The 19,388-nt window shown below is 42.8% G+C and carries 17 protein-coding genes; 8 read left to right on the forward strand and 9 right to left on the reverse strand.

Annotated features, from left to right (window positions below):
- Nucleotides 1–121 precede the first annotated feature (121 nt).
- The 3 genes from HXY43_RS23685 to HXY43_RS23695 form a co-directional block, all read right to left on the reverse strand.
- On the reverse strand, nt 122–481 hold the full coding sequence (locus tag HXY43_RS23685; protein ID WP_290888679.1) for a response regulator: 360 nt from the start codon (nt 479–481) through the stop codon (nt 122–124).
- A gap of 137 nt (nt 482–618) precedes the next feature.
- Nucleotides 619–1,287 carry a response regulator transcription factor gene (locus HXY43_RS23690; RefSeq protein ID WP_290888682.1) on the reverse strand — a complete coding sequence of 223 codons (669 nt, stop codon included), beginning with the start codon at nt 1,285–1,287 and terminating at the stop codon, nt 619–621.
- Nucleotides 1,265–2,833: a HAMP domain-containing sensor histidine kinase gene (locus HXY43_RS23695; RefSeq protein ID WP_290888684.1), complete on the reverse strand. Its 1,569-nt coding sequence runs from the start codon at nt 2,831–2,833 to the stop codon at nt 1,265–1,267. Before HXY43_RS23695 ends, HXY43_RS23690 begins: the two co-directional genes overlap by 23 nt.
- 419 nt (nt 2,834–3,252) lie before the next feature.
- On the opposite strand from HXY43_RS23695, the gene HXY43_RS23700 reads away from it, so the two are divergent.
- Complete coding sequence (locus HXY43_RS23700) at nt 3,253–4,074, forward strand: SirB1 family protein (RefSeq protein ID WP_290888687.1); 822 nt, start codon at nt 3,253–3,255, stop codon at nt 4,072–4,074.
- Nucleotides 4,075–4,189: 115 nt separating this feature from the next.
- Here HXY43_RS23700 and HXY43_RS23705 read toward each other — a convergent pair whose 3' ends face one another.
- The gene (locus HXY43_RS23705; RefSeq protein WP_290888690.1) at nt 4,190–4,633 is read right to left on the reverse strand and encodes an SRPBCC family protein; all 444 of its coding nucleotides are present in this window, start codon (nt 4,631–4,633) and stop codon (nt 4,190–4,192) included.
- A 414-nt stretch (nt 4,634–5,047) separates the two neighbouring features.
- Here HXY43_RS23705 and HXY43_RS23710 point away from each other — a divergent pair, with 414 nt between their 5' ends.
- Nucleotides 5,048–6,703: a mechanosensitive ion channel gene (locus HXY43_RS23710; protein WP_290888693.1), complete on the forward strand. Its 1,656-nt coding sequence runs from the start codon at nt 5,048–5,050 to the stop codon at nt 6,701–6,703.
- A 461-nt stretch (nt 6,704–7,164) separates the two neighbouring features.
- Nucleotides 7,165–7,365 (forward strand): hypothetical protein, encoded by a 201-nt coding sequence (locus HXY43_RS23715; protein ID WP_290888695.1) that lies wholly within the window; start codon nt 7,165–7,167, stop codon nt 7,363–7,365.
- Between the two features lie 224 nt (nt 7,366–7,589).
- On the opposite strand, the gene HXY43_RS23720 is transcribed toward HXY43_RS23715, so the two are convergent.
- Entirely contained in the window at nt 7,590–9,071 is a 1,482-nt protein-coding gene (locus HXY43_RS23720) for a GTP-binding protein (RefSeq protein WP_290888698.1), read from the reverse strand.
- Nucleotides 9,072–9,500: 429 nt separating this feature from the next.
- Between HXY43_RS23720 and HXY43_RS23725 the strand changes: the two genes are divergently transcribed.
- The 5 genes from HXY43_RS23725 to folP all read left to right on the forward strand — a co-directional run bounded on the left by HXY43_RS23725 (nt 9,501) and on the right by folP (nt 13,301).
- On the forward strand, nt 9,501–10,031 hold the full coding sequence (locus tag HXY43_RS23725) for a hypothetical protein (RefSeq protein WP_290888701.1): 531 nt from the start codon (nt 9,501–9,503) through the stop codon (nt 10,029–10,031).
- A 132-nt stretch (nt 10,032–10,163) separates the two neighbouring features.
- Nucleotides 10,164–10,661: a hypothetical protein gene (locus tag HXY43_RS23730; RefSeq protein WP_290888704.1), complete on the forward strand. Its 498-nt coding sequence runs from the start codon at nt 10,164–10,166 to the stop codon at nt 10,659–10,661.
- A 59-nt stretch (nt 10,662–10,720) separates the two neighbouring features.
- Nucleotides 10,721–11,263 carry a hypothetical protein gene (locus tag HXY43_RS23735; RefSeq protein ID WP_290888707.1) on the forward strand — a complete coding sequence of 181 codons (543 nt, stop codon included), beginning with the start codon at nt 10,721–10,723 and terminating at the stop codon, nt 11,261–11,263.
- 320 nt (nt 11,264–11,583) lie between these two features.
- A complete protein-coding gene (gene tpiA, locus HXY43_RS23740; RefSeq protein ID WP_290888800.1) occupies nt 11,584–12,309 on the forward strand; it encodes a triose-phosphate isomerase in 726 nt (241 codons plus the stop codon).
- Nucleotides 12,310–12,428: 119 nt separating this feature from the next.
- Nucleotides 12,429–13,301, forward strand: coding sequence for a dihydropteroate synthase (gene folP, locus HXY43_RS23745; RefSeq protein ID WP_290888710.1), 873 nt, complete (start codon nt 12,429–12,431; stop codon nt 13,299–13,301).
- Here folP and HXY43_RS23750 read toward each other — a convergent pair.
- From HXY43_RS23750 to HXY43_RS23765, 4 genes are all read right to left on the reverse strand, one after another.
- A complete protein-coding gene (locus HXY43_RS23750; protein ID WP_290888714.1) occupies nt 13,298–14,137 on the reverse strand; it encodes an SPFH domain-containing protein in 840 nt (279 codons plus the stop codon). The genes folP and HXY43_RS23750 overlap by 4 nt on opposite strands.
- Nucleotides 14,138–14,548: 411 nt before the next feature.
- The gene (locus tag HXY43_RS23755; protein WP_290888803.1) at nt 14,549–16,198 is read right to left on the reverse strand and encodes an alpha/beta hydrolase; all 1,650 of its coding nucleotides are present in this window, start codon (nt 16,196–16,198) and stop codon (nt 14,549–14,551) included.
- 115 nt (nt 16,199–16,313) lie between these two features.
- A complete protein-coding gene (locus HXY43_RS23760; protein ID WP_290888717.1) occupies nt 16,314–17,930 on the reverse strand; it encodes an SLBB domain-containing protein in 1,617 nt (538 codons plus the stop codon).
- Between the two features lie 407 nt (nt 17,931–18,337).
- Nucleotides 18,338–19,321, reverse strand: coding sequence for an ABC transporter ATP-binding protein (locus HXY43_RS23765; protein WP_290888721.1), 984 nt, complete (start codon nt 19,319–19,321; stop codon nt 18,338–18,340).
- Nucleotides 19,322–19,388 lie beyond the last annotated feature (67 nt).

A 19,388-nucleotide genomic window follows, 5' to 3' on the forward strand; every position in this document is an offset into this window, starting at 1 on the left:
GGTTAGTGGTTAGTGGTTAGTGGTTAGTGGTTAGTGGTTAGTGGTTAGTGGTTAGTGGTTAGTGGTTAGTGGTTGGTAGTTAATTACCAATAACTCTTGACTCTTGACTCTTGACTCTTGACTATTGACCCAACTGTGCCCGAACTCTTTTTAAAAGTTCGCTGAAACTAAAGGGCTTAGTAATGTAGTCATTTGCACCAGCTGCTAGAGCGGCTGCCTTATCTCGCTCATCATTGTTAGCAGTCACAATAATAATTGGTCGCTTTTCTCCTCGGCGTCGCAGTTCGCGCAATACTGTCCAACCATCTATTACTGGCAATCCTAAGTCAAGCAGTAATAAGTCAAAATCGCCACTTTGAGCCATAAAAATTGCCTGCTCGCCGTCTGCTGCCACTTCAGTAGTAAAACCATTTTTGCGGAGTCCTTTTTCGACAAAGGCAGCGACGCGAACTTCATCTTCTACAATTAAAATTTGGCTCATCTAAATTAAGATATCTCAGATGTGTCTCAAAATTTAGCCAAAGTCTCAGACGATTTGGCCACCACCAATATATAGCCTTATGACTAAAACTGGATCTGATTATCAAAATAGATGATAGATATATATATATATTATTTTTATGTTCGCAGTCGATAGCCCATGCCTCTAACAGTTTCAATGAGGTCATTACCTAACTTTTTACGCAGATAACCTACATATACATCCACAATGTTAGAACCAGGGTTGTAATCAAAACCCCAGACTCTGTCCAGTAGTTGCTCTCGACTCAAAACTTGTCCTGGATGACGGAAAAATGTTTCTGCGAGAGTAAATTCTCGTGCTGGTAGGTCAATCATGCGATCGCCTACTTTAATTTTACGAGTGCGTAAGTCCAGAGCGATGTTCCCAACTGTAAGGATCGTATCTTCTTTAGGCGAGCATAAATTCAGATTGCGTAACCTTACCCGCACTCTTGCTAAGAGTTCTTCAAAGCGAAAAGGTTTAGTGACATAGTCGTCAGCACCAGCTTCTAATCCTGTTACCTTATCTTTAATGTCATCACGGGCAGTCAAAATAATAATTGGCAATCGTTGACCCTGTCCGCGTAACTCTTCCAATACCTCTAAACCATCTTTTCCAGGTAATCCTAAATCCAAGATCAGCAGGTCAAATTCACCACTTTGAGTCATAAGTATCGTCTCATCCCCATCCGCAGTAATTGCAGTCGTATAGCCATGTGCGCGCAAGCCTTTTTCTAAAAAGGAGGCTATACGAGGTTCATCTTCAGCGATGAGAATGCGATGCATCAGACAATCCCTCTTGTGGTGGTTCCACAGGTAAGATAATAGTAAAGGTTGAGCCAACTTGGCGTCGGCTGTATAGCTCTACCGATCCATGATGAGCTTCAGCGATCGCCTTAACAATTGATAATCCCAAACCAGCACCTTCCGAACGACGACGGCTATTTGCTGCACGAGCAAAGCGTGCAAATATTCGTTGCTGGTCAGCTTCAACAATACCCTCTCCCGTATCTCGAACCCAGAAACGGATTTTATCTTTACGTATCACAGCTCCGATAGCTATGGTATCATTTTGTTCTGTGTACTGGGTAGCATTTTGTGCCAGATTCATCACTGCCTGAGTAAGCCGTTGGCGATCTACTACAATCTTTCCTTTAGGAATGGCATCTAAGCGCCAGTTACGATTTGCCAACGCTTGTGCCTTGGCAAATAACTCTTGTGTCAGCGAGCCTGCATCAATAGTTTCTAACAGTAAAAAGTCTGGACGTTCCGCTTTCGCCAGTAAAATCAAATCTTCCACAAATCGACTCATGCGGCCTAACTCGTCCATTACCAGTGCTACCGTTTCCCGCACTTCTTCTGGGTCATCATCACTCATTAATTCCAAGTGTCCCCGAATGATAGTGATTGGCGTACGCAGTTCGTGTCCAGCATCGTTGATAAAGTTACGTTGACTTGTAAATGCAGCTTGCAGGCGATCCATCATTTCGTTAAAGGTAGTCGCTAATTCTGCTATCTCGCCCTTTCCTCGAACTGGTAAGCGCTGATTCAAGTCGGATTCGCTAATGGAACGAGCGGTTACTGACAGCAAGCGCAAGGGAGCTAGAATCCGTCCTGAGGCTATCCAAACCAGTATCAGAGCTAGTAGCAGAAGAACACTACTTACCTGAATGCTGACGATAACCGCTTCTAGAGCTTCTCCACGCTCACCAGCCGTGGTATGGGCAACTACAAATACCCCCAGAATTTCTCCATCCCTTTTGACAGGTTGCGTTACATAAATTATGGTATCTATGGTGCTATCATTTGCAACACGTTTCTCATCTTGTTCGGGTTGAGTTTGTCTTGCCCAACGCCGCATTAACTTTGAATCTTTCGCCAGTGGATCTGGTCTAGCACTGGGACTTGATTTATAAAATTTTCCATCTACAAAGGCAATCAGGTGGGTATCATCTTCTGGTAACTGGCGAGATAGAAAAACATCAAAAAAGTCTTTCAGTTCTTCCTTAGAGGATGGTGGTTTGAGCTGCTCATCTATTTCGATATTTCCAAACTCTTCTGTCTGGTTCCTGAGTTTGGCGTTTTCTTCAGCATCAATTAATTGCTTAAATGTACCCATCTTTTCCGCCAGTTCCCGGCGGACTCGTTCATCCACCCGTGCATACAGAACGTGACGAAACGCTGGGATAGAGACTAAAAAGATGAAGGTCATAATCAGGACGTACCAGAAGAGGATGCGGGTACGAGCTTCCCAGAAGAATCCCCTACTATAAAGAGAAGACTTGCTTGTCTCTGTATTTGCCTCTTTACTTCTGTTCAAAGTCCTTTGCATTACCCGATAACAAAGCAATACTTATGATCCTGTTATGCCAAAATTGAAAAAAATACCTGAAACGCTTATTCAATTGAGCTTTGAGCCTATTTGCCAATTTTATAGAGTTATAGAATAGTTCAATACCTTCAACCTATGTAGGATTAGTTGCTCTTCATTCTGTCATAACAAAAGTGACAAAACAGGGTTAAAGTTGATTATTGTTTGATGGTTATTAGGTCACGCTAAAGGAAATTGTTAAAAAATACTTAGATAAGTTTCATACCTTAGATAGAGACAATTTTCAGAAGTTTTTGTAAAAACACAAACTAAATTTACAAATCTTGCCAATATCCTTAATATTATTAAATATAAGGTATAACACAAATTATCTTCACCAATCCAAGTCAACTTTGCAAACCCATACTAAATATTTGCTTATGAATATCTCGTCAGCGCGGCAATATTTTTACCAGGAAGTCCAGCAGCCTGATGAGCAGATAGATTTAGCAAGAACAGCTTTATATATAGCCCAAGAAGAATATCCCGACCTTGACCCAGAAGAATATCTCAATGCCTTTGATACAATGGCAGCGGAGTTAGAAGAACGCTTACCAGTAGAACGGTATCCGCTGCGGGTGATTCAGAATATTAATAAATATCTCTACACTGATTTGGGATTTACAGGAAATAAGCAAGAGTATTACGACCCCCGCAACAGCTTTTTAAACGATGTGATTGACCGCCGCCTTGGAATTCCCATTTCTTTGGCACTAGTATATATTGAGATCGCGCGACGAGTTGATTTTCCGATGGTGGGAATAGGAATGCCTGGACATTTCCTCATTCGTCCTGATGTTTCAGATATAGAGATTTTTGTTGATGCCTTCAATGACGGTGAGATATTGTTCCCCCAAGATTGTCAAGAAAAGCTGACTCAAATCTATCAGCACCCTGTGACACTACAACCAGAATTTTTAGCAGCAGTGACAAACAAGCAAATTTTGGCAAGGATGCTAACGAATCTCAAATACATTTACCTAAACCAAAAGGAATTGGAAAAAGCCCTAGCAGCAGTAGAAAGGATTTTACTGTTATTTCCTGGGTTTGCGTTAGAAGTGCGCGATCGCGGTCTTTTGTGCTATCAACTCGGTCGTTTTTCCCAAGCCGCCACCGACTTAGAAACTTATCTAACCCAGACTCCAGAAGCACAAGATGCCTACATAATTCGGCGGTTGCTAACTCAGTTGGGTAGGAACTAGGGAATTGTTGGTAGTTAGTGGTGAGTGGTTAGTAGTTAGTGGTGAGTGGTTAGTGGTTAGTAGTTAGTGGTTGTTAACTATGCCCTATGCCCTATGCCCTATGCCCACTCCCCCCTCATTCCTGCTGTATCTCCTCTGCTACGCGCTTAAGACGGCGCAGTTGGGCTTGCATATCTTCTTTTGTCCAGTTTTCGGCAAAGGTTTTGAAACCCCAGCTTACTAGAGGGTTGGGAATTTCAAATTCAAAGCGGTTGAGTAGGCGAGTTTTCTTTTCTATGGGTTGGCACTCCCAGCGATCGCGGCCTTTAAAAAAACCATCGAATTCCCAAACTACCAACCCCGGTTGTCTTTCTACAACGGTGCTATTCAATGTTGGTTTGATTATGGGTATTTGAATAACAAAGCGACTTTTACTGCCTTTGTCGGTACTCCATTCGCCTACAGGTTCACACCGCAATGCAGGGTTGAGCCAACGGTGCATTAAAATGCGATCGGTAATACAGCGCTCAACTACCGCAGCCGAGGCATTAATATCAATTGACTGTTCAAAAAATTGCATCGCAGAAATTTCGCGTTTTTGATGTCATATCTGCACTCAGACTAACTCAAAATTGACATTCCCCGCGCATGATGTAAAACCTAGCAATTATTATATAGAACTTGTGTGTGTGACTAGATGGCTTTTATGCTTCCGCGATTCTTTGCAAAATTACAGTCAATCTTACAAAATTACATGTATATGTAAATACTAGTCAAGACCTAATAGATAGATATTTTAATTTGTTTTTTCCAACAATAAAAAATAAAAATTTTAAAAATAATTATTGATATCAATTCCCTGTAAAATTTACTGGTAAATTCCAATGCAAAACACTGCGAAGTTATCGGGGTGTAGCATTGTTTAGGGCAATCTACTCCGGAAGCATCTACAGTGTTTTCTGCGATAGAACTCAACTTTTAATACCGGAAAACCATGAATACAACTTGGCAAAACATAACCCAAGTGATGGGAGCTGGTTTGTGGGTTAGGATGGAGAAGTTTGTAGCACAATCACCTACATTACCACCGCAGCAAGGTGCCAATTTTGATACTTACGTGCAGAACACTTTCCAACAGGTGATTGCTTTTATGCCCCGCTTGCTGGGAGCAGTATTGATTTTGTTGGTTGGTTGGATTATTGCTGCGATCGCTGCGGCTGTGACGCGAGGAATTCTCAATCGCACCCAGATAGATAATCGCATTGCCACCGGAGTGATGGGGCGTGAAGATAGTAGGGAACTTCCCCAAGTAGAGAATGTCATCGCCAATTTGGTGTTTTGGGGTATTCTACTGCTGACGATAGTCGCCGTGTTGGATACGCTTCAGTTGCGGGTAGCTTCTCAGCCACTCAATGCTTTTCTCAATCAAATTGGTGACTTCTTACCAAGATTAGTAGGTGCAGCAATTTTTTTGGCAGTGGCTTGGTTAGTGGCTACTATTGTCAAACTTCTGACAATACGGGGATTGCAAGCGTTAAGAATAGATGAGCGTTTAAATCAACCGCGAGACAATACCACTACTCAAAATCAGTTGCCTCTGAGCGATACAATTGGCAATGCTCTGTATTGGTTTATATTTTTACTGTTTCTGATTCCGATCCTAGATACTCTGGGGCTACAACAAGCATTACAACCAGTAGAAGCGCTGGTAACAGAGATTATTGCGATTCTACCGAATATTATCGGTGCGATCGTCATTGCCGTTGTTGGCTGGTTTTTAGCGAATATTGTGCGGCGAATTGTGACGAACTTACTAACCAGCACAGGAATTGACAATTTAGGAACTCGGCTAGGACTCTCACGCGCAACAGGAGCGCAATCTCTTTCGGCAATTATCGGTACAATTGTCTACGTCTTGATTCTGATTCCTGTGGCGATCGCAGCACTCAATACCCTACAAATTGCTGCGATTTCAGTGCCGGCGATCGCCATGCTACAGCAGATTCTCAATGCACTCCCTGCCATCTTTACAGCGATCGCGATTTTAATTGTTGCTTACTTTGTGGGACGGTTCGTTGCGGATCTTGTTACCAGCATTCTTACAAGCATCGGTTTTAACAATATTTTCTCTGTTTTGGGTTTGACACCACCCCCTAGACGCATTGTTATTCCCCCAGAAGAACCAGCAGCACCGACTCCACCAAGCCGTACTCCCTCGGAGATTGTCGGTATAATTGTATTAGTTGGCATTATGCTGTTTGCGACTGTGGCGGCAGTGAATATCCTCAATATTCCAGCGCTAACAGTACTAGTGAGTGGTATTGTCATCGTACTGGGGCGGATTTTGGCTGGATTGATCGTATTTGCGATTGGTCTATATCTGGCAAATCTAGCTTTTAGCATTATTAGCAGTTCCGGCAATCCTCAAGCCAGGATTTTAGGTCAGTTAGCGCGAATAGCGATTATTACATTAGTCGCGGCAATGGCGCTGCAACAAATCGGCGTTGCCCCTGATATTGTGAATTTGGCCTTTGGATTGCTACTGGGTGCGATCGCAGTTGCTATTGCCCTTTCCTTTGGTTTGGGAACCCGCGATATTGCCCGAGAACAAGTCCAACAATGGCTGGAATCTTTCAAAAATAGAGGCTAAGCTAAAGCACATTTAAATTGCATATTAGATTTTCTCAATTTCTTGTGGGGTGGGCATCCTGCCCGCCCAAGTTATGCAAATTAGATGTGGAACAGCTTAGTAAAGCCGCCTTGAAAGTCAAAAGTCAAAAACACTTTGGTGTTGCACAATCAAGAGATGATTTCTTGTGGGGTGGACATCTTGTCCGTCCCGAAAATCCAACAGACAGCTTGTGTCGCCCATTCCACAAAACTATCAAATCATCCCGCAAATATGCAACGCCACACTTTTGTTCTTGGCTTTTGACTTCCTTTCATGTTATCGGTTTATTTTCGTCTCTTCACAAGTTGTTACAGTATACAAGTACGTATGCAACTTTGAATAAAGAATTGTATTTGTTTAAGGACTGACACCTGTCTGTCTTCATATACTGGATACATTAACACCATCATCGTTTGCACGTTGCACGAGGAGGTCCCAAAATGGTTCACACCTATGAGGTATTGGTTGATATCAAAGAATTTGCCGACCAAATGAACAATACCTGTCAAAACGGGACAACACGATACGAAATCGACGCAGAATCAAAAGAAAAAGCGGATGGCATGGCTCTTGTCCAGGCTAGAAATGACCATCCAAAAGGTACTGAGTATGATGTCAGGGTAACAAGGCTACTCAGATAAAGCCAACACGAATTTAACGATAGATGTCTTAATTATTCATCTTGAGCTGCTCTGTTGTGTCGGAAAAGAGTAATTTTTGATTGTGCAGTGCTCCAAGAAATGAATAAAAAACATTTGTTGTTCAGATAAATAGACAGTACGAATGCAGAGATGGCTGTTAGCAAAGTTTAAGCCATCACCAAAAATGGCAACAAGCTGTTCATCTTGGGACAGCTTGTTGTTTATCAAAGCGAGGGTCTCAATTTCGCCCGCAATTCATCCTTAATCCGATTGAGAATCGACGTTTCATCTAGCGTGGCCAAAATCTTATTAACCACTGCTTTTGGGCCTTCGGGCCCCCAGGTAGCCCCGTTGGCTAAATAAGCTTTGGTGACTTGTCCGATACCATAGGAAGAAACACCAGCTACTCCTGCTTGTGTCAGCGCTACTGATAGATAGGGTGCAAGGGATGCACCGCCAGTAGCTGGTGCAGAGATGCCAAGTAAGGTTTTCAATGAACTTAAGCCTAAGTTTGCCAGCAGTTCGCTAGCACTGATGCCGCCCATACTTAAGGCGATTCTTTGCAGTAATTTTACAGCTCCAGGTTCCGTCATGGGAATGCCATAGACTTTAGATAAACCGAGAATGAGGACAACATCAATCACCGCGCCGCTGAGAATATCAACTACCGTCAGAGGATTAAGAGCGATCGCCGCTGCTTTGGTCATCACTACCTTCCAAATCAACTGATTAGCTGCATTCTCCCGAATCATCAGTTTGCGCTGCACTAAATGCTCATTCACGTTGTCAGCATAAAGCATCGTATTCAGGGCAACCAAGGCTTTACCTTCACGGTGCAAGATTTCCAAAATTTTCAGCTTCAATTCCTCGACTTGGGCATTACCTTGACGCATCTGCACGCCTCTTGTACCATCGGGGCGTTGAACCAGCGTCCTCACTAGTGGTGATGCTGCTGCCATGACAATTTCATCCGGTGAGAGCAACTCTCGCACCCGTTCATCGCGGATTTTGTGGTAAATTGCCATCCGATCTGCTTGTGGATACTGATCTACTTTGTTAAACACCAGCAAGATGGGTTTACCCGCTTCTCGCAACTGAGAAAGGGCTTCGTGTTCAACTTTCGTCATATCACCAGAAATCACAAACAGAATTAAATCTGCCTGTTTTGCTACTTGTTCTGCTAAAGCAGCACGGGTTTCACCGTCTACTTCGTCCAAACCCGGTGTGTCAATCAATTCCACTTGCGATTGACCAATTCCGGGTAGGGTGACTCGCAAAGCATGATCCGTCTCCCCAACAGCTTCCTCTGTGATACTCCAATTTACTCGTTGTGCAGTGCGGGTAACACCGTGCAAAGGCCCTGTTTCAAACACCGCTTGCCCAACTAAAGCATTCAGCAACGAAGACTTGCCTCGTCCTACCATGCCAAAAGCAGCAATATGCACTACCATGCTCTCTAATTTACTCAGCATGGCTTCTAAATCGGCAATTTTTGTCTCCAATCCAGCTTTTTCCTCAACAGTGAGGTCAAGATTAGCTACTAAATTTCGCAGTGCTGTTTGTGCCTGTTTATAGTTGAGTTCCGCCTGAATATCCTCAAAGCTGAAAATGGCGTTATCCAGTTCTTTCTCCCAGTTAAGGGCATTATCATCAGTGCGGCTCGCATTGTTGTAAGGAGGTTCAGGAGAGGGTAATTTGGAATCCATATTTATAAACATTTGTTAGGAATGCGAGATTACCGATTTGCAAGGGATGCTATGTTTCGATTCTAGTCCAGGTTGGCAACAGTCACCGTCACTCCTCGGAGAAGGTTTCCACATGCCAATGAAATTTTAGTTTAATGATTTTAATATGCAAAAATTTTAATCAATTTAATTGATAAAAAATAGTAAATATGGTGGCTATTGCTCAGAGCTACAGTCAAGAAAGTCGATAACTAACCTAGTTGAAGATGAAGTAAATTCAATTGTATTATATTGTTAACATCAGAGGCTTACTCACAATTTCTTCACATTTAATTTTTACTATATTAATAGCTCTAAAACATAAGACTTTTTAGGCGAATAAATAACGCATAAAACCTAAAAATTAATCATGTTTTAGACAGAAGGGAGTTGAACTCTCTGGAGGTAAGTATGAAAAATATAGTTTTATACAAAGTTGCTGCTGTGGCGATGGGATCTCTCCTTACTTTCTCAGGTACAGCATTTGCAAGTACATATAAGATTGTAGAAATAACCCGTACAAATAGATTGGGTAATGCCGAGATCCTTGTTGCTCAAGTTCCTCGTCACCTTGCTCTCAGAGACATAAAAGCGTACGCAAAATCGGTTGCTGTCGCAGAAACTACATTGGGAGACGCTTTATCTGTTGCTCAATCACAAGCGATCGGTGGGCCTAAGAAAGGTGCTTTAGCTGAGTCGATTGCTCGGGCTAAAACTTTGATTGGAAATGCTACTGCTATTTCTGGTTCAACCGCAATCAGCGACAAAAGAGCAGTTGCCAAATCGCTATCTGAAGCAACGACAGTCCTTGGTGATGCGTTGGCTATAGCACAATCGGATGCTATTAGCGGGCCTGGCAAACCAGCTCTTGCTAAATCATTAGCCAGTGCCCAAACATCTGTGGGTAACGCGGCTGCTATTGCTCAAAGCAGTGCTCAATAAGGTTCATAAGTGACCTAGTTGCAGATGTAGAAAGCTTGATCTTCACGGAAGGCTTTGAGAGGGCGCGCAGAATCCCTGATTTCAGCGAGGATGGGTGCACCCTCTCGTTTTTTGAATCAGGAGATGAGCGGGATGAAAAACAATCACTTTAGTCAAGTAACTGCTTTAGTGATGGGCTTGCTGATAATTTTCTCAGGTCAGGCATTATCATTCTCATCTAATCACAAAGACTTAAGTAATGGTAATGCATTGGCTAACTCCGAGTTCGTTGTTGCTCAAGAGAACGTATCGGTAGGGGTTGCTGTTGCCGTTGCAGTGAAGGTATTGAATCAGGCAGTAAGTGTAGTTCAAACTGTGGCACGGACTGTACCAGTCAACGTCCCATCAAAGCACAGAGATATTATCTTACCGAAGCTTATACAGGCACAAAAATCGATGGCTAAAGCTCAAAGTTCAGCTCAGAAGGGGGATAACTTTCAAGTTGCTACGGCGGTATCTCAAGCAGTAGCCTTTATGGGTGAGGCACAAGCTGAAGCTAAAGGGGATGCTGGCTCTGTACAGGCAATAACTAAAGCTATTGTTAAAGCCAATGAAGCTCTAGCGGCGGCCCAAGCTCAAACTCGGAATTAACCTCTATAGCTCAATGTCAACTACCGCGCTGGCTGGGGAATGAGGCTCAAACAGAGGTGATGAGTATGAAAAAATTGGCTGATTCTTTGAGTGTCTCATTCATCTTACTTGCAGGAATTTTAGGTCTAGTTCAACCTGCTATTTCATATCAATTTTTTGGAGACTACAATCTTCGTTCTCCTCTAGGAAAAATTGATGTACGTCTGAATAATGACAATATTGTTCAAGACCTAATAGTTGTACGCAAAGATACAAGCAGACAGCACTTTAGTAGTTCATCGGATTACCAAGAAAGTGCTATCACTCTCCGCGCAGTTAATCTGAGAAAACCACACATCCTCAGAATTAATACTTCAGGATCTCAATTACAAGGTAAAATCACCTTCAATGGCAAAGTTATTAAACAGATTCGCAACAAAAGAGTCTATATTGATCTATCACGCTATCTCTCAGTGGGAAAACACGTAGTGGAAATTTCTGCCCGTTATTCTCCCGCATCATCTTCAGTAAATGTGGAATTTAGCGGTCCCGGTGTCAAAACAACTCAGCAAACTAGTGGTAGTGGAGTATTAAACTACACTCTCAATGTGAGTGTTTACTAGTTGAATTGATCGGGCAGAAACCCACCCTTCTGACTTGCTAACTAGGCTTTAACCTAATTGAATTTAAGAGTAACTTTCAGAAAATCCCGCACAAGGATGTCATATCTACGAAGGCAATAACCACGGATGCTTGTGCGATCGCTCGTTCGCTAGCCCAAGCAGAATCGGTTTTGGGTAACGCAACAGCTGTAGCTGAATCTAAAACCCGTTGTTGAATCTAGCTTTCCTTCCTTTTACCAACTAGTTAGGGTTTTTGGTTCTCAAAATGTACTAGAGTGAAAAATGCATCTAGTAGCGTTAAGAACTTGACTGAATTACCTGTGCGGAAAATAGTAATTGCCGGAAACTGGAAAATGTATAAAACCCAGGCAGAATCCCAAGAGTTTTTAAAAGGATTTCTGCCCAGCTTGGAGGAAACTCCCCAAGATAGAGAAGTGGTATTGTGTGTCCCCTTCACTGATTTAAACCTTTTGTCCAAGAGTTTGCATGGTAGCCGCGTACAACTGGGGGCGCAAAATGTCCACTGGGAAGATTGTGGAGCCTATACAGGTGAAATTTCCGGGCTGATGTTAACAGAAATTGGGGTGCGCTATGTAGTTATCGGTCATAGCGAACGACGACAATACTTTGGGGAAACGGATGAAACCGTAAATTTGCGCCTCAAAGCTGCTCAAAAAAATGGTTTAACCCCAATTTTGTGTGTAGGCGAAACTAAATTCCAACGAGATGCGGGAGAAACAGAATCACTGATTATCAGTCAGTTGGAAAAAGACTTAGTGGATGTCGATCAGGAGAATTTGGTAATTGCTTACGAACCGATTTGGGCGATTGGTACTGGTGATACCTGTGAAGCCACCGAAGCCAATCGAGTCATCGGCTTAATTCGCAGTCAACTCAACAACCCTGGTGTGACGATTCAATACGGTGGTTCAGTGAAACCGAACAATATTGATGAAATCATGGCTCAACCTGAAATTGATGGTGTTCTGGTGGGAGGAGCAAGTTTAGAACCTGCGAGTTTTGCCCGGATTGTGAATTACAAGTAGAATTGGAACCACGAAGACACGAAGACATGAAGAGTAAACACAAAGATAGTGCTTGCAGGTGTTTGTTGCTTTGAGTCTTAGTGTCTTTGTGTTTTTCTATGACTTAGAATTTTCAACTCATGTCAAGGTCAAGCAACTTAATTATTCGCGATCGCACCTTTGAATGGGGACAGCGGACTTATTTAATGGGCGTTTTGAATGTTACACCCGATAGTTTTAGTGATGGTGGTGAATTCAATGCGATCGCTCCTGCTTTGGCACAAGCGCAAGCAATGCAAGCTGCTGGAGCAGATATTATTGATATCGGTGGTCAATCGACACGACCGGGAGCAGAGCCAATCTCACCTGCTGAAGAACTTGACCGCGTTTTGCCAGTCTTGCACGTGTTACGCAAAGAAATTTCCGTACCAATTTCTGTAGATACAACACGCGCAGAAGTAGCAACAGCGGCAGTGACAGCAGGTGCAGATATAATTAATGATATTTCTGGAGGCACATTTGACCCGGAAATGTTGTCATCTGTAGCGAAACTAAATGTGCCAATTATTTTAATGCATATCCGTGGTACTCCACAGAACATGCAACAAATGACTAATTATCAAGATTTGCTGGAAGAGATTTCTAATTTTTTGTTTAAGCAAATTGCGGCAGCAACAGCTGCGGGTATCAATCAGGATAAAATTATCATTGACCCTGGAATTGGCTTTGCCAAAAATTACGAGCAAAATATAGAAATTTTTCGCCGCTTGCCAGAATTGCGAAAACTCAACTGCCCTATTTTGGTGGGGCCATCCCGTAAAAGCTTCATTGGTCGGATTCTAAATCAACCAGACCCAAAAGCACGAGTCTGGGGAACGGCAGCGGCTTGTTGTGCTGCTATTTTTACAGGTGCTGATATCCTCCGGATTCACGATGTCAAAGAAATGCGGGATGTTTGTTTGGTTGCAGATGCAATTTTCCGCAAGTCTTCATCAGTTTTGCCTGTGGACTAGGCAGAACCATTTTCCGGTGTCTTGCTATTTTCTTGGGCTGCTGACTCAGCTATTACTTGTCTCACCATCTCACTTGTTTTACCTGGATCTACAAATATTACCTTGGCATTTTTGCTCTCACCCAATCTGTAGCTGGCATTGATATAATCTTGTGCCACTAGATATCGTAGGATTTCCTTGGTGTCAGAATCGGCACGTAAGGCGTCAGAAATTAACTGCATTGAAGTCTTAGTTGCCTCTGCTTTTTTAATTGCAGCTTCCCGTTCTCCCTCCGCTTCTAGAATAACAGCGCGGCTTTTAATTTCAGCAGCCCGCTGTTCTTCCATTGATTTCCGCACGCTTTCCGGCGGTGTAATACTTTGAATATCTACCCGAAGAATCTCTACTCCCCATTTTTCTGTAGTTTCATTCAAACTATCTAGTATGGCTTTATCCATTTCAGCGCGGGAGAGATTAGTCTCTTCTACAGTGTTTTGGGCAATTTCTTCCCGAATAGTCGTTGTAGTCAATTGTGTCAGTGCACCTTCGAGGTCATCTATTTCGTAATAGCTTTTCTTTATATCTCGGATACGCCAGAACACGACTGCATCAACTTCTAAGTAGATATTATCTTTGGTGATGATGTTCTGAGGCTTGATATCTAAAAACCGTTCTCTAGTTGTATCCTCCATGACGATCTGATCTAACAAGGGAATAATAAAGTTCAGCCCTGGGTCAAGTTTGCGATGATACCGACCTAAACGTTCTACAAGGGCTTCATTCCCTTGATTAATAAGTTTTGCAGATCCTATGGCATAGCCTATAAGCACTAAAACTATGGCAATGATTGGCTCCATACATGCTCCTAATTAAGCTGTTGGGGATTTACTTTAAGGACTTAATTCTACCTTGTCTTACCTTTTAGTCTAATATTATTGAATGTGTTAAGTTGTTATCACAAGTAGCGCGTTTGGGCAAGATACTTTAGTAGTAGGCAAAGCTATTAAAACATCTGGGCAGTTGTACTCGCAAGGGTGGGTTTGGTAATAAACTTTATTGCTGTTGACAATTGGAGTTTTGCCAGTAGTTAAATGATTGTGCGTTACGGACTGTCGTCCTAACGCACGCTACTGGCGTGACCGTATTCAAATAGTGCAATAAAATTTTGTGGTGTGGGTCGCTCTGCACAGGACGGGCGAGACGCCCATCCCACAAGACATCATATTGCATTAAATTAGTCTTGCCATGCCACGACAATATGGATTTGATTATTTTTCTACTAAGTCCAGCCAAGATTTGAGGTTTGCTGGTAACTCCCAAACAAGACTCAAGGGCAGTTGGGATGTCGAGAAAGTTTGAGCGTAAGCTGGGGTGAGAAACTGTCGGTAAATATTTGCTTCTGGTGTCTGTTGTTTAATAAACGCTAAGCTGACACCTTGAAGCAGTTGGCGCAAGGCTTGTGTTTGTTCACCCCGCCGTTCTTTGACAATCGTAGTAGCAGCACTTATTTGATAAGTCGGATCGCTAATACTCAAGTGAGTACCACCGATCGCACTTAACAAGTACTTTTGACCTCTGAGTTGACTAAAAGGTACTATTTGATGCTTAACTGCTGGAGTGAGGGCATCTTCGGTACTAGTTAAGATTAAGACTGGTTTATTAACTTGAGCTAAGCCGTTTTTGCCAAAGAGGTCGCCAATTAGGGGGTTAAGAGCGATCGCACTTTTGACTCTTTCATCTTTTAGCTGTAATTTTTGCTCTGGTAAGGAAGTTGCTGTACATTGCAACCAGTCACCGGGGGCTTGACCAATATTTAAGGAGTCTTTACAGAATTGCCGCAATTGTTTTAAATTAACCTCTGCTCCTACCAAAGCTAGGGCGTCATAACCTCCCAATGAGTGACCAATAACAGTTACTTGCCTCGTATTTAATTTTCCTTGCAGCCGTCCTGGTTCAGCATTCAGTTTTGCTAACTCATTGAGCAAAACGCTGATATCTTTCGGTCGGTCTATGAATTCAGAAGCTGGTAGCAATTTTGCGAGGTTGGCCGTATTTGAGGCTCTTGTCACAGCAATACTGTTGCTACCTGGATGTTCAATGGCGGCGACACTCAAGCCGTGGGAAGCAAGATGACGCGCTAAATAACTAAAAAATTTGCGGTTGGCTCCAAATCCATGAGAAATCACAACCAGTGGTTCTTGAGCATTACCGCTACTCCAATATATGTCTACAGGAAAAGTACGATTTCGCTGTAGATCTCGCACTATGAATGTCTGCTGCTGCACTGTTTGTTTACCAATAGCAGCTGGATCGAAGCTAGCTGGAAAATTTGTGTTAATTTTGGCAGGTGGAGATAACTCTCGTGCTAGCAAGGTTCCGAAAATTTGGCTTTGCCAATAGCTAGGGTTAAATTCAACTGCCAGAGAAACTGCTTGAGAAGCGTCTACTGTAATATTCTCCTGTGGGTATGCCCGCAAAAAACCCAGTGGACTTAAGCCGTTGAATTGCCGCAGCGCTAGATTGAGGGTTGCTTGCAGGCTTTCGGCGGTGCTACCTGGTATTATTGCTGCTAAAGATGATATAAATTGTTTGCCTGCTGGATTTCGCTTCAACTCGTCAATGAATTTGTCAGCAACAGCCGGGTCTACTTCCAGACGCTTTGTTAATAATTCTCGGATTTGGGGCGTCAGTATTGATGAAAATATTTGCAGATTTTCTGGTAGCTTTCCGGTTTTGGCAAATTTTTCTAAGTCGGCGATCGCTACTGACTGCTGAAAGGGGCCCAAGCGGATAGTAACTGTTTCTGCTGCTAAAGTTGCAGGCATTGCCGCACCCCAACTTAATGCCAGAGTCAGACTGCACAGTAATGACTGCTTCCAGGATATCTTATGCTTCCGTCTGCCAAGCTGAAGTTGCATATTAGTCATTTAGTTATTAGTAACCGATATGACTTATGACACTAACAGTTGAGAAGCAGTTTCGTATCAGGCAACATTTGGGGAGCCTTGACAGACGCCCCAATTTCTGCACATCCTAAAATCCGGTGAATATAGTTCTTAAAATACCAAAGACAGCACCGATAGGATTAAAGATAGCGCCTAAAGAATCACCAGTTTTAGCTACGCCAGAGCGGTAAACTACCACCACATCATTGTTGCGGAGTATGGGATTGGTTTTTTCGTTAATTCCTGCGGAAAAGTCCATTTTTACTTTACGCTTGGTAACAGAACCATTGGGATTGAGACGAATCAAATCTACAGTTGAACTGCTGGCTCTAGCATTATTGAATCCACCAGCCGCAAGTATAGCCTGGTTCAAACTACTATTAGGCTGAACTTCTACTCTTCCTGGATTTTTCACTTCCCCTACCACACCCACTTGAATACGTGAAGGAGATAAAGTAGTGTTAGCTAATTGTGTAGCTTCTGCTGGACTCAACTCGGTAGCAGTGGGAATAACAATAGTATCTCCGTCTTGTACAATCACGTCTTGATTGACATCACCGCTTTGCAGTAGCTGCCAGAGATTGACTCTGATAGTTTGTTCTGTGCCTGTTCGAGTTGGGCGACGAACGATGATATCGCGAATATTAGCTTGTGGTGTAATTCCACCTGCAAGTTGAACTGCTCGTGTCAGAGTTGGCTGAGCGGAGATAGCTGGTGCACCAGTACCAGTCTCTCCAGCAGTACTTCCACCGCCTGCTGCTTCTCCTTGGGTGACAAGATAGGAGCCTGGACGGTTAACTTCGCCGACTACTGCTACTGTACGAGGTCTGGTAATGTCGGCACCAAAGCTGGCTGCGGCCAAGTTACGTGCATTTGCCAAGTCTAAGGTTGTAGCTGTTGGCACAAAGATGGTGTCACCATCACGTAAGGTTACATCCTGCCCAATATTACCTGTTTGTAGGTATTGCTTCAAATCGATATTGACTATTTGCTCTGGGCCGCGTCCTAGCTTACGCCGTAATTGTACTTTAGTGACATCTGCTGCCTGAGTCACACCTTGAGCTGTTGTCAGTGCCGACATTACCGTTGGGTATTGCACACCAGGATCTTGACCTGCACCTCCCGTCAAGCTGAGACTGTAGGCTCCAGGACGTGTCACTTCCCCAGCAACGGTAACATTGATCGGACGAGGAGCTAAAAGATTCACTGAGATGAGGGGACGCTTAAGAAAGCGAGAATATCTTTGAGCAATTTCGTCAGCAGCCTGTTCCGTTGTTAGCCCTTGTACTGTGACGCTACCAATCAACGGTAAGTTAATTGCTCCACCAGGAGGAACTGTATACTCACCTGTATACTCAGGTACTTCAAACACATTTACACGGACGCGATCGCCTCCTCCCAATGTGTATCCAGTGTCTATTTGTTGCGTGGCTTGGGGTACAGGTTGTCCCTGGCCAGGCGGCACTGTTTGAGGTACAGGTTGTCCCTGACCAAACGGCGCTGTTTGGGGTGCGGGTTGTACGGGACTAAATTGTGAGTTTTGGGGTACGGGTTGTCCCTGACCAAATTGCGAGGTTCGGGGTACGGATTGTCCCTGAGCAAAACTGGAGTTTGGAAAAGCTACAAGGAAATTAGTTAAAAATACTATACCCACAACAGGGTGGCTACTAAGCCTAAGCATTTTCCACAAATTTGTATTAAGCATATTGACCTGATAATACCATGAGTAAAGGCAGCGTCTTATCAATTTATTGTTGACTATACTTAAGTATGCGAGTTCCCCGACATTAATTATTTTCCGAAAAAACCTTGTTTTTCAGAAGAGAAAATATATACGTAATTTGAATTTTTGGTGAAGTTAATTTAAAGTTCTACCATAAAGTTACACGAAAGTCACAAAAATAATTGTGGCAAAAATTACATTATTTATTATAAACAACTTAGTAAAGATAACGATGCATTAATTCGATTTTTATCATCAAAAAGTAAATTGATTGATTTTCAAAAGCAATGTGGTGATTCTAAACTTGAAATTTGACTTTTACCTAATATTGGCAGCTTTACGACTTTTTGATTAGCTCTCAAAAAATATATAAAATGATATCTATTTCCTTAAATAATTGAGCTTTTTTGTTTTTGAATTTCTTGCATAAAAAACTCTTCTAGGGAAAGACGAAAAAGTTTCATTGTAATAATCTTTCCACCCATAAGATGAAGACTGGCAAAAAAATCATAGGCATCGCCTTGCAATTCACCTTGCCAAGAACCGTCAGACTGAAATTCTAAATGAAGAAGCCATTTTTTGAGGATTTCGCAATCGCCACCTTGACCTTGAACATGATATGTGTTACTTGTTCCGAGGAGATCGTTAAGGGAGCCAGAACAAATTAATTCGCCTTGAGCAAGGATAGCTACGCGATCGCAAATTTGCTCAACTTCACTAAGAATATGGCTGTTGAAAAAAATTGTTTTGCCAGCGGCTTTGAGCGACAGGATAATTTCTCGCATTTGGCAGCGTCCTATCGGATCTAAACCGGACATAGGTTCATCTAAAAACACCACTTCTGGATCGTTAATCAGCGCTTGTGCCATACCCACACGCTGAAGCATACCTTTAGAGTAACGGCGCATTTGCTTTTTGCGAGCATCAGCTTGAGATAAACCAACCAATTCCAACAGTTCGGGAATGCGTTGGCGTTGCACCCTTTTGGGAATTTGGAATAATCCTGCTGCTAGCTGTAAAAATTCCCAACCAGTCAGATAGTCGTAAAAATAGGGATTTTCTGGCAAGTAACCAATCCGTTGCTTGATCGTGCGATCGCCAAGTGGTTTGCCTAACAACAATCCTCGCCCAGAAGTAGAACGGATAATTCCCAGTAAAAGTTTTAACAGTGTAGTTTTACCCGCACCATTTGGCCCAAGCAATCCAAAGGTTTCTCCCTTGTAAACAGTTAAAGAACAGCTTTTGAGGGATACGACTTTTTGATTCAAGAAGAAGCCAGTGCGATAAACTTTTCGCAACTCGGAAGTGAGAATCACTGGCGGTCGTTCTTGCGTATTCGGTTGAAAATCGGCAGCGTCTGTAACAGACTTCATTTTATTTTAAATTGTGCTAAATGCTACACTAAAAACTCTTATTCTATTACAAGTTACCCAATTATGT

The sequence above is a fragment of the Fischerella sp. genome, from assembly GCF_013388695.1.
Classification (GTDB): domain Bacteria; phylum Cyanobacteriota; class Cyanobacteriia; order Cyanobacteriales; family Nostocaceae; genus PCC9605.

Excerpts from the sequence above, each read along its gene's own strand:
- HXY43_RS23685 (WP_290888679.1), bottom strand. The coding sequence starts at position 481 with ATGAGCCAAATTTTAATTGTAGAAGATGAAGTTCGCGTCGCTGCCTTT.
- HXY43_RS23690 (WP_290888682.1), bottom strand. The coding sequence starts at position 1,287 with ATGCATCGCATTCTCATCGCTGAAGATGAACCTCGTATAGCCTCCTTT.
- HXY43_RS23695 (WP_290888684.1), bottom strand. The coding sequence starts at position 2,833 with ATGCAAAGGACTTTGAACAGAAGTAAAGAGGCAAATACAGAGACAAGC.
- HXY43_RS23700 (WP_290888687.1), top strand. The coding sequence starts at position 3,253 with ATGAATATCTCGTCAGCGCGGCAATATTTTTACCAGGAAGTCCAGCAG.
- HXY43_RS23705 (WP_290888690.1), bottom strand. The coding sequence starts at position 4,633 with ATGCAATTTTTTGAACAGTCAATTGATATTAATGCCTCGGCTGCGGTA.
- HXY43_RS23710 (WP_290888693.1), top strand. The coding sequence starts at position 5,048 with ATGAATACAACTTGGCAAAACATAACCCAAGTGATGGGAGCTGGTTTG.
- HXY43_RS23715 (WP_290888695.1), top strand. The coding sequence starts at position 7,165 with ATGGTTCACACCTATGAGGTATTGGTTGATATCAAAGAATTTGCCGAC.
- HXY43_RS23720 (WP_290888698.1), bottom strand. The coding sequence starts at position 9,071 with ATGGATTCCAAATTACCCTCTCCTGAACCTCCTTACAACAATGCGAGC.
- HXY43_RS23725 (WP_290888701.1), top strand. The coding sequence starts at position 9,501 with ATGAAAAATATAGTTTTATACAAAGTTGCTGCTGTGGCGATGGGATCT.
- HXY43_RS23730 (WP_290888704.1), top strand. The coding sequence starts at position 10,164 with ATGAAAAACAATCACTTTAGTCAAGTAACTGCTTTAGTGATGGGCTTG.
- HXY43_RS23735 (WP_290888707.1), top strand. The coding sequence starts at position 10,721 with ATGAGTATGAAAAAATTGGCTGATTCTTTGAGTGTCTCATTCATCTTA.
- folP (WP_290888710.1), top strand. The coding sequence starts at position 12,429 with ATGTCAAGGTCAAGCAACTTAATTATTCGCGATCGCACCTTTGAATGG.
- HXY43_RS23750 (WP_290888714.1), bottom strand. The coding sequence starts at position 14,137 with ATGGAGCCAATCATTGCCATAGTTTTAGTGCTTATAGGCTATGCCATA.
- HXY43_RS23755 (WP_290888803.1), bottom strand. The coding sequence starts at position 16,198 with ATGCAACTTCAGCTTGGCAGACGGAAGCATAAGATATCCTGGAAGCAG.
- HXY43_RS23760 (WP_290888717.1), bottom strand. The coding sequence starts at position 17,930 with ATGCTTAATACAAATTTGTGGAAAATGCTTAGGCTTAGTAGCCACCCT.
- HXY43_RS23765 (WP_290888721.1), bottom strand. The coding sequence starts at position 19,321 with ATGAAGTCTGTTACAGACGCTGCCGATTTTCAACCGAATACGCAAGAA.